The organism is Anaerococcus sp. C0059F3 (assembly GCF_056590475.1).
In genome coordinates this window covers 33,589-43,958 of the sequence record NZ_JBWPWE010000015.1, presented here as the reverse complement: position 1 = coordinate 43,958, position 10,370 = coordinate 33,589, and the positions used below count along the sequence as shown (strand labels likewise).

The following is a 10,370-nucleotide window of genomic DNA, read 5'->3' as shown; positions in this document are numbered from 1 at the left end:
TAAATCCCTCCACCTGCATAGCAGGTGGTTTTTTGTTTCGCTCTCTTTCGTTCGCTCAACTCACTAAAGTGGACAATAAAAAAAGACGAGTCTGCAGCTCGTCTTTTTTTGGTTCCATGATATTGTTCAACTCCATGGTTAATATCATTATACCTAATAATCTTATATTTTCAATTCTTATTAATTTGAAAAGACGAGTTGGTGGCTCGTCTTTTCATTTGGTAATCAATATTTATAGTTGACCTCATGTAATATTATACTTGTTTTTTCATTTATTAAAATTATAAGCCAATTATTTCTCAAAATCCGCCACATCTCCTCTTTCGTCCACAACCCTATATCCAAAAGATTTTATTTCTTTTTCCAAGTCTTTTTTAGCCTCCGCTGCTTCAAGACCAGTGTTTAGCTTATTATCGTAAAGATTGTAGGCTTTTTTGGCTGTTTGTGGGCTTAGGTTTGGCATAAGTACATTGGCCCCTGCCTTTAGTCCCAATTCCCTGCCCCTTGGATTAACTGTGCCAAGGGCTGTAGTTGCAGGTATTAGGGCATAAGGGAATACTATCCTCAATATCGAAACTAATCTTAAGGTCTTTGTAAAAGACCCATCCTTAAAATCCTTAAAAGGTGTATCGTGACTTACAAGATATGGCCCAATACCAACCATATCAGGCTCTAGCCTTTCAAGAAACCTAATATCTTCGATTAAGTCATCGGTCTTTTGGTAGGGGCTATCAACCATAAAGCCTCCCCCAACTTGGTAGCCAATTTTTTTGAGATTATAAAGACACTCTTGCCTACTAGCAAGTTTCATTGGCTCTGGGTGGAGCTTATCGTAATGGTCTGGATTTGAGCTTTCTTCTCTTAGGAGATACCTATCAGCACCAGCGTCAAAAAAAGCCTTGTAGTCTTCATAAGACCTCTCTCCAAGAGAAAGTGTTATGGCCACTTCAGGGTAAATCGTCTTAAGAGATTTTATCACATCAACCATAAATTCCTTGGTAAACTTTGGATCTTCCCCGCCCTGCATAACAAAGGTCCTAAAACCGAGCTTGTAACCAAATTCTGCCGCACTTAGGATTTCGTCTTTGCCCAACCTATAGCGGTCCACATGGGTATTTGATTTTCTTATACCACAATAATAACAGTCATTTTTGCAAATGTTAGAAACTTCAATTAGCCCCCTAAGATAGACCTTATCGCCGTAGATTTGCCTACGGATTTTATCTGCCTTCTCGGATAAAATTTCAGTCATAGACTCATCTTCTATCCATTTCTCAAGGGTCTTCCTGTCTATGTGGTTGATTTCTCTTTTTATCATAGGCCCCTTCTTTATAAAAAAAATTAGGAGGTCAACTGACCTCCTTCGGGTTTGGTAAAATAAATTCACTTATAATATACTCAAATCTTGGCTTTATGCAATATTATTTTTCATTTCTTAGAAGTTTATAGGGGAATTTATAGTAGCGTGGCCTTGGTAAATAGGCTTTTATAGGCTTTTCCAAGTTTTTTTCAAATTCATCCTGCCAGGCCTTTAAAATCTCAAGTCGGTCTTTTCTTTCGTGACTTTGTGGAATATTCCTCAAAGCCTCCCTCTCTTCAAGCCCCAGATACTTATCCTTGATTAAATTATCTAAAAGAATTACTAATTTTTCATAAATATCAATGTCACGTTTTTTTAGGTAGTCTCTTATAAATTCCTGGTCCCTCTCGCTCACATTTGCCCTTCCGTGGTAAGACTTAAAATCATCAGTCACAAAACCATGGCCCAGGGCAATCCTTGCTGGGTAAAAATATGATTCAAACCTCAATATCCTGTAACCTTCCATCATGTGGGCCAAATCCTCATAGCCATAGGCCTTGCCAATATCGTGAAGACATCCGACTGCATAGGCAATTTCCGGATCAAGGCCAATTTCCTTTGCGATTTTTTCGCAAGTTTTCCCTATGACATGACTGTGGATTATCCATCCGCCGGGATTTTCCCTAAAGGCCTCATCAAGCATGCACCTTACCTTGTCCTTGTTTGGTATATTTCCATATCCTTCCTTATACATATTCCACCATCCCATATGCGTGGTCAATCTCTGACCCTATTTTAAAATCAATCTTATCTTGGCCCTTATTATAAAAAAGTCCAACTTTTTTCTCGTTTTTTATCTGATTTTTGTAAATCATTTTTATATAGGAAATCTTTCCCTCATCAAGGCCTGAAATTTCCTTGATATAATCAAAATAAACCCCATTATTAACATGGAGGTTTTTATCAAAGTCTGCCCTTCTAATTGAGACTAGCTTTGATTTTTCAAAATTCCCTATCTTTTTATAATTCCTTCCAGTATAAAATTCAGGACTTTCCCCATAGGCTGCCAAGACTTTCTTGTCAATTATTGCCGCCCTTTGTTTATCCTGGTCAAATAGGATAAACGTTCCCTTGGCCTTTGCCAAAATTTCTCCATTTCCTTCCACAATAAAATCCCTATAGGCAAAAAATCTCTTCATGTGGGTAGGGATTGTTGTAATTTTAATTTCGCACCCTTCTTTTATCGGCTTTAAAATTTCAATATCCCAGCTATAAAGAAGCCAAACCTTATGATCAATAAACTCTAGATTTTTTTCTACCCTTTCCGCCTGGATGGTTGATATATCAACCATTAAGCTAGTAAGACTTCTCATAGTAATATGGCCATTTTCCCCGCAAAACATAGGCCCAATCTCATAAATTCTTAAATCTTTCATAAGACTCCTCACATAAAAAGGGCAGGAGTCTGCCCTCATTTTTATTTAATCTCTTTTAACAACTCAGCCAAGGCCTTTAAAAATTGTGGATCCTTATTAAAGTCGTTTTCACTTAGGTCTAAATCCATATTTTTATTTTCTACTTCAACATCTGGCTTAACACCAATCTTGTTAATCTTGTTACCACTTGGTGTCTTGTATTCACTAATGGTAATCTTAGCCCCAGCTCCATTTTCAAGTGGGAAGAGTTTTTGAACAATACCCTTACCAAAGGACTTGGTACCAACAATCTTAGCCCTGCCCCTGTCTTTTAAGGCTCCAGCTAAAATCTCTGATGCAGATGCAGAATTTTCATTAATTAGTACTGTCATTGGTATATCATCCATGTTAGCATCAGATTTTTCTGTGATGACATTGCCATTTTTATCTTCAGTAGTCACAATCACTCCCTCATCAAGGAAGGTATCGGCTATATCTAGGCAAACATCAAGGGCCCCACCTGGGTTATTTCTCAAATCTAGAATTAAGCCGTCAATATCAGCATTTTTAAGTTTTGAATATTGGGCCTTGAAATCATCCCAAGTAACATCGTCAAAGGCGGAAAGTCTTAGGTAACCAATATTTTTGCCACCAAGATTTAAAGTCTTTGTATAAACTGTATCAACAGTCACATCGCGTCTTTCGACAAGCATTGGGATTTCCTCACCCTTAGGGTTTTTCTCGCTCACCCTCAAGACTTCAATCTTAACCTTAGTACCAGCTTCGCCCCTAATTAAAGAAACTGCCTTTTCAAGCTCGCTAGCGTCAAATTTAGTTCCCTCAACAGACTTGATAAAGTCCCCAGCCTTCATACCAGCTTCCTTAGCTGGAGAATTTTCAAACACTTGGACAACCTTAATCAAACCTTCCTTAGAAGCAGAAACTGTAACCCCAATTCCCTTATATCTTCCATCGAGGTTTTCCATAAGCTTTTTGTACTCGTCCTTTGGATAATATGAAGTATAAGGATCGCCAAGGTTGGCAAACATACCCTTAAGAGCTCCATTATAAAGGTCTTCGTCCTTGTAATCAAAAAGGAAGTTTTTATCGAGTAAACCCTTTAAGGAATCCATCTCACTTATCAATTCTTTATCTTTTGCCCCCATGTCGTGGCCCAAATCAACATTAGAACCAAGCATGAAGCCTGCAAAGCCAATCGCCCCAACAAGAACGACGGCCAAAATTAATTTTCCAAATCTTTTCATTAAGCATTAATCCTTTCCAAATGGACCTAAGCCCACTTATACTAATTATATATATTATATCACAATAAATTCCAAATTGTAATAAAAAATAAGGCCTTAAAGTAATAATAAATATTTAAGGCTCTTTTTGGGTAAAAATCAAGAAAGGACAAAGGAAGGATAATATGCAAATTACAGAAGTTTATAAAAATATTTACCAAGCGATTTTTCCCCTTACAGGAAATCCCCTCAAATCAATTAATATATATGTCATAAAGTCAAAGGACTTTGCCATGATAATCGACACCGGCTTTAACAATCCAGAAAACAGGGTCAATATGGAAGAATTAATCCAAAGACTAGACCTAAATCTACTCAAAACCAAGCTCTTCCTAACCCATCTCCACTCAGACCATGTAGGCCTTGCCAAATGGCTAGATGATAAGGGAATTGGCGATATTTATATATCAGAAAAAGACGGAAAAATGGTCGAAAATGGGATAAACAAAGAAGATTTCCAGTGGCAAAATATAATAAAAAACGCCCACTTCCAAGGCCTAGGACCTGAGAATTTAAAAATCGAAGACCACCCAGGCTACAAAAATAGGCCAAAAGAAGCCTTTCCCCACACAAAAATCAAACCAGGCTGGGAAATTTCCATAGGCGACTATAACTTTGTAGCAATCGACGAAGAAGGCCACACCCCAGGCATGTTAGGCCTTTACGAAAAAGACCACAAGATTCTATTTTGCGGCGACCACATCCTAGGAAAAATAACCCCAAACATTACCTATTGGGGCGATGAATTTGGCGATAGCCTTGGGATTTATTTAGAAAACATCAAAAAAATCAAAGACCTAGATATCAAACACCTCTACTCTGCACACAGGTTTTTGGTAGAAGATACAAATGCTAGGATAGACGAACTTATCGCCCACCACCAAGAAAGGCTTGCCGATTGCCTAAAAATTATAGAAAAATTAGGTAAAGCCAACACCACCCAAATCACCCAACAAATGCAATGGGATATCAAGGCCAAGGACTGGAATGACTTCCCAGCCAGTCAAAAATGGTTTGCCGTAGGAGAAGCCGCCGCTCACCTAAAACACCTAGTAAAACTAGGCAAAATCAAAGAAGAAGTAATAGACGGGGTTGGGTATTATTCCATAAAATAAGATCACCAAAAAACTCGCCGCACTTTAATGCTGGCGAGTTTTGTTTTTATTTCCAGAAATCTAATCTTTCTCCATCTAATCCGATGTTTGCTGCCACGAATACTGGGTCTTTGGATTCTTTTCTTTGTTTTCTGTAGTCTTCTAGAGCACCTAGGGCGTATTTTCCTAGGGCAAATATTGAGAAGATATTGATAATTGCCATGATTCCCATGAGTAGGTCTGCCAAGTTCCAGGCGAATTTCATTTCCATTCCAGCTCCTAAAAATATCATGACTGTGGCTATTATCCTAAAAGCTAGCATGAAGTTTTTAGATGGGACTTCCTTTTTTAGGTAGGCTAGGCAAGAATCACAATAATAGAGATTGCCTAAAAGGGTTGTGAAGGCGAAAAGTCCCAGGCAAAAAGTGATGAATATATATCCAAAAGGTCCGATGACTGTTGCGAGCGCCTCTTGGACATAGCCAGCTCCTGCAAGTTCTTCAACTGGGGCGATGCCTGATACTAGGGCCATGAAGGCTGTTGCTGTACAAATTACTAAAGTGTCTATAAATACCGAAATCATTTGAACAAGGCCTTGCTTGACTGGATGGCTTACAACAGCGCTTGCTGCCGCATTTGGTGCAGAACCCATACCGGCCTCGTTAGAATAAAGACCTCTCTTGATTCCTTCAACCATGGACGATCCTGCCACACCGCCAAAAATCGCCCTGAAATTAAAGGCGTCATCTATGATTAATTTAAACATTGGCCCAAGGTTTTTGATATTAAGGATAATCATAAAAATAGACATAAATACGTAAATCAAACCCATTATTGGAACTATTATCGATGTGTATTTTATAATCCTCTTGCCCCCGCCTAGGATACAATAACCGGCTATGAGTGCTAGGATTCCCCCGATTATCCATGGAGTTATCCCTTTTTGGTAAAATCCGTAGGCCTTAAAAGAATCTTGGAGGTTAAAAGACGCAAGCATGTTAAAACCAACTGCATAGGTCAAAATAAGGGCAATGGCAAAAACCACGCCAAGCTTTCTTGATCCCAGACCTTCTTCTATATAATAGGAAGGACCACCGTAAGACGACCCATCCTTGGCTTTTTTCTTAAAAATCTGTGCCAAAGTCGATTCTATAAAGGCTGAGGCTCCGCCAATTACAGCGATAATCCACATCCAGAAAACCGCTCCTGGCCCACCTAGGCAAATGGCATTAGAAACTCCCACAATATTTCCAGTTCCTACCCTAGATGCGGTAGAGACCATGAGGGCCTGAAAGCTTGAAACATCATCCTTGCCCGCTGGTTTTTCCCCAATAACCTTAACAGCATCTGAAAATAAACTAAACTGGATAAAACCAGTCCTAATTGTAAAATAAAATCCACAGGCTAATAGGATAATTATTAATATCGGATAATATAAATACCCATTCACCGTTGATATAATACTCTTAAAAATTTCCATAAAATCTCCTTTATTTTTGTAACATATCAAGTCAATTCAAAACCAAGCTGAATTCTCATCATTAAAGTACATATTGTATCAATACACCGTCTTATCATGCTAAAGTATAGCTTTCATTAATTTACTTTAAAAGATGTTTTTTGTCAATAAATTTTTGTTTATAAATATTAATAATATTCCTTTCATCGTCAAAACGTGCGGACTTCCAGGAATTTTAAGGCTAAAACTTAACAACATTTAAAAAATTCTAATAGAAGAAACGCAAAAACAAACGCAAAATTATTTGCGTTTGCTTTTTTTCTCAATCATTAATTTTTTATTCCTCACCCAAGTCCAAAATTCCCTCTGGGGCGGATTCTTTGCCAACGTATTCTATTCTTGTTCTGAGCTTTTCCTTGACCTCGCTTTCCTTAAAAGACTGGTCTGTTTCCTTGATTAGGTAGGCACCTTCATCTAGATTTTTTATTTTTATTTTTTCCTTAATCTTTCCCTTATCTTTCTCATACATGGCGGAAGTCATCTGATCGTATGCCTTACCGTCAAAATAAAGTTGGGATTTTTCTGAATATTTTGGCTCACTTCCAAGTTTTTTGCTAATTTCTCCAAGGCTCATCTCATCACAATCCTTGGCAAGCCTCATTATATCCCAAGGCCCCATCCCATCTTCCTTGACCTTCCAATAAGCGACCTGCCTATGGCTTGCCCTCGCCATTTCCTCATCACTTTTAATTTTTACTCCTAGGTCTATTTCATATCCGTCATTCTTATTGGCATAGGATTTTGCAAGAAAAATTCCTGCAAAAACTAAAACTAGGATGCCTAAAATAAGAATTTTTTTATTAAATATCTTCTTCATTCTTTCCTCCTTTTTCCTAGTTTAGCATTTCCCATGTAAAATTTAGATTAAAAAAGCCCATAGCCTATATTTTTTTTATAAAATAAAGTCTAAGAGCTTTTAAATATTATTTTTCAAATCCAGCTTTCAATCTTTTCCCAAATCTCATTGCTGTATAGATTATAGCAAGGACGCCGACAATGCCACCTATTAGGGTTGCTGTCTTTGTAATTTTTACAAGACCATTGCCTTCTTTTGCGTCATTGGCACTTGCCACAAATTCTCCAGAAGGAAGTTTAAATTCTTCTGCAGGGCCAGATTCGTCCCTAATCGCATTTACCAAAAGCCTATCGGGTCTTGGTGGCAAAAATGGACTACAGGTGAGAAGGGTAATCATATCAAGATCTCCCCTTGGAGCAAGCTTTGCCCAATCATATGGCCCGATAATTTCCTTATCGCTTACCACATAACGCATGGTTTCATTGGCTCTTTCTATATAAATATAGTCGCCACTTTCAAGTTCATCCACATATAAAAACATGGTATCGCCCCACCAGCCTCTGTGGCCGGCTATGGCTGACCTTGTACCCTTGCCACCAACAGGAATAGCAGTTCCTGCTACCTGGGCAACTCCCTTTGATATGTGTTCAAGAGTCGCATCTAGGTATAAAGGCAAATATTTATCCAGCTTTGGTATAGAAAGATAGGCAAAAGGTGTGTTGGTTGTCCTAAACATCTCGTACTTATTTTCGTAATCCTCAGTTGTGAATGGGTCTTCCACGGAAATGTCAGTATCCTTAATCATTTCATTGTAGGCTGCTGCGTTTTTATTTTCTTCTTCAATCTCTTCTGCCGGCTTTGCAGCTTCGATTTTCTCGAAGGATTTTTTCTCAGCTTTGGCCCTCAAATCGTGGTAAGATCTCAAAACCAAAGGGCTGGTCAAAAGCACTAGGCCTAGCAATATTAATATATATCCCAAAAAGGATTTTTTAGTTAATTTGATTTCTTTCTTCAATTTCTCTCAGCTCCTTGCTTAGATTGTCGGTCCTCTTCTTTTCCCTAAAAAGGGTCAACAAAAGGATAATTATAATCGGTATGAGTACCAAAACCATCCTGAAAAAGTCAAACCTTGCCCTTGGAGTGTTTGCAACACCATCGTCGATTGCTTCCTGGTAAGGAATCCTCACCCCACGGACCAAAAGCCTGTGGGAGTTGATCATGTAAGGTGTACAGGTTAGTAGGGTCGCATAATCCTTACGCTCAACTACAAGGACCGGTTCAAAATCCGAAGGCTCTACAACCTGGATTTTATCAACCTTATAGGCAATAGTTTCCTTAATATTTGTGATATAAAATATGTCGCCATAGGCAAGTTGGTCAAGATTTCTAAAAAGCTTGGCATTAGGTAGGCCCCTGTGGGCTGTGATAACTGTATGGGTCGAATCTCCACCGATAGGAAGAGATGTACCCTCCAAGTGGCCGGCACCCTTCTGCAAGACATCCTCACTCGAACCCGCCCTTATTGGAATATCAACCTGAATCTTAGGAATCCTAATATGGCCAACCATCTCCTCAACTTCAAGCATCCTGGCATATTCAGCACGACCTGCCTTTTCCATATCGGTATAAGGGTCGGCTAGCCTTGATGGGTCAAGAGTACGGTTATAAGCCGCAGCCAGAGCCATCCTCTTATCGAGGTCTTCTGGCGCAAGTTCTTTGGCGGCCTTGGTGAAGGTTATAACTTCGTCTTCCGCCTTGATTTCATAATACTTCTGACTTATCAAGGGATAGGAAAATATCAAAAGTCCAAGGGTGAAAATCGCCATGAAGATTAGTCTAGACCTTGTCTGCTTAGACATAATCGTCATCCTCACCCGCTAGGTTATCGAACAAGTCACCTTGTCCACTATTTGTCCTAGGCTTCATAAATCCGCCCTTGGTAAATTCGCTAATCTTCTTGAAATATTCCTTATTATCCCTTCTTAATTTCAAAATCAGGATAATTAATAGAATAATTAAGCCAAGGGCCGCAAAGAATAGGGTCCTGAAGATCCAGTTATTCCTGCTTTCCCTGATTAATTCCTCATCAACCGCTGGCACATATGGTACCCTGTGGCCCCTTACAATAAGCCTGTGGGTATTGATCATGATTGGTGTACAGGTCAAAAGAGTCGCATAATCGTGGCCCGGACTAATCATCAAGTCCTCAAAATTTGAAGGCTCAATTACCTTAATCTGGTCAACCTGGTAGGCAATAATGCCCTCGATATTTTCAATATAAAACTTATCCCCGATTTCCAACTGGTTTAAGTGGGTGAAAAGTGTCGCCTCAGGTAGACCTGAGTGGGCAGTCAAAACCGTATGGCTTGAATTACCACCGATAGGAAGGGAAGTACCCTCCAAATGGCCAACACCCTTTTGCAAAATATCCTCACTTGTACCTGCATAAATCGGTAGCTTTTGGTTAATCTTTGGTATATCAACAGTCCCAATCATCTCCTCAACTTCAAGCATACGGGCGTATTCCTTACGGCCCTCCTCTTGTTGTTTCCTAGTATATGGGTCTGATGCAATCTTGCCAGAAAGCGAATCATTAAAGGCCTTAGCAAGGTTAATTCTCCTGTCGATTTCCTTGGTATCAAGCTTTTTGGCCCCAGTTGAGAAGGTCTCAACCTGTTCATTTGATTCAATCCTATAATAAAGCCTTGAAATCAAAGGATAAATCATAACCAAAAATCCAAGCAAGAAAATCAGCCTAAAGACCCAACGTGATTTCTTTTTATTAACTTTTTTTCCCTTAGGTTTTTTCTTCGCCATACTAATCCTTTATGTAAAAAAGGGCAAAAAGCCCCAAGCTTCAATAATATTTTACTTTAAGATTTCAAATCTCAAATTAAACCTAAAATCTAAAAATAAGGACCCCTCAAATGAAGGATCCTTCA

General features: G+C 38.9%; 10 protein-coding genes. 1 reads left to right on the top strand and 9 read right to left on the bottom strand.

Annotated features, from left to right (window positions below):
* Positions 1–292: 292 nt before the first annotated feature.
* The 4 genes from hydE to AC1EJ5_RS09125 form a co-directional block, all read right to left on the bottom strand.
* The gene (hydE, locus tag AC1EJ5_RS09140) at positions 293–1,318 is read right to left on the bottom strand and encodes a [FeFe] hydrogenase H-cluster radical SAM maturase HydE (RefSeq protein ID WP_479815822.1); all 1,026 of its coding nucleotides are present in this window, start codon (positions 1,316–1,318) and stop codon (positions 293–295) included.
* A 103-nt stretch (positions 1,319–1,421) separates the two neighbouring features.
* Entirely contained in the window at positions 1,422–2,054 is a 633-nt protein-coding gene (locus tag AC1EJ5_RS09135) for an HD domain-containing protein (RefSeq protein WP_479815820.1), read from the bottom strand.
* Complete coding sequence (locus tag AC1EJ5_RS09130; protein ID WP_479815819.1) at positions 2,047–2,736, bottom strand: acyl-[acyl-carrier-protein] thioesterase; 690 nt, start codon at positions 2,734–2,736, stop codon at positions 2,047–2,049. The genes AC1EJ5_RS09135 and AC1EJ5_RS09130 overlap by 8 nt, the downstream gene beginning before the upstream one ends.
* A gap of 41 nt (positions 2,737–2,777) precedes the next feature.
* Positions 2,778–3,980, bottom strand: a complete 1,203-nt coding sequence (locus AC1EJ5_RS09125) for a S41 family peptidase (protein ID WP_479815818.1) — start codon at positions 3,978–3,980, stop codon at positions 2,778–2,780.
* Positions 3,981–4,144: 164 nt separating this feature from the next.
* Here AC1EJ5_RS09125 and AC1EJ5_RS09120 point away from each other — a divergent pair, with 164 nt between their 5' ends.
* Entirely contained in the window at positions 4,145–5,134 is a 990-nt protein-coding gene (locus AC1EJ5_RS09120) for an MBL fold metallo-hydrolase (RefSeq protein ID WP_479815816.1), read from the top strand.
* Positions 5,135–5,180: 46 nt separating this feature from the next.
* On the opposite strand, the gene AC1EJ5_RS09115 is transcribed toward AC1EJ5_RS09120, so the two are convergent.
* The 5 genes from AC1EJ5_RS09115 to AC1EJ5_RS09095 all read right to left on the bottom strand — a co-directional run bounded on the left by AC1EJ5_RS09115 (position 5,181) and on the right by AC1EJ5_RS09095 (position 10,245).
* The gene (locus AC1EJ5_RS09115) at positions 5,181–6,593 is read right to left on the bottom strand and encodes an alanine/glycine:cation symporter family protein (protein WP_479815814.1); all 1,413 of its coding nucleotides are present in this window, start codon (positions 6,591–6,593) and stop codon (positions 5,181–5,183) included.
* Between the two features lie 316 nt (positions 6,594–6,909).
* Complete coding sequence (locus AC1EJ5_RS09110; RefSeq protein ID WP_479815813.1) at positions 6,910–7,449, bottom strand: hypothetical protein; 540 nt, start codon at positions 7,447–7,449, stop codon at positions 6,910–6,912.
* A 106-nt stretch (positions 7,450–7,555) separates the two neighbouring features.
* A complete protein-coding gene (locus AC1EJ5_RS09105; protein WP_223417922.1) occupies positions 7,556–8,443 on the bottom strand; it encodes a class C sortase in 888 nt (295 codons plus the stop codon).
* Entirely contained in the window at positions 8,418–9,287 is an 870-nt protein-coding gene (locus AC1EJ5_RS09100) for a class C sortase (protein ID WP_479815811.1), read from the bottom strand. The genes AC1EJ5_RS09105 and AC1EJ5_RS09100 overlap by 26 nt, the downstream gene beginning before the upstream one ends.
* The gene (locus tag AC1EJ5_RS09095; RefSeq protein ID WP_479815809.1) at positions 9,280–10,245 is read right to left on the bottom strand and encodes a class C sortase; all 966 of its coding nucleotides are present in this window, start codon (positions 10,243–10,245) and stop codon (positions 9,280–9,282) included. Before AC1EJ5_RS09095 ends, AC1EJ5_RS09100 begins: the two co-directional genes overlap by 8 nt.
* Between the last annotated feature and the right edge of the window lie 125 nt (positions 10,246–10,370).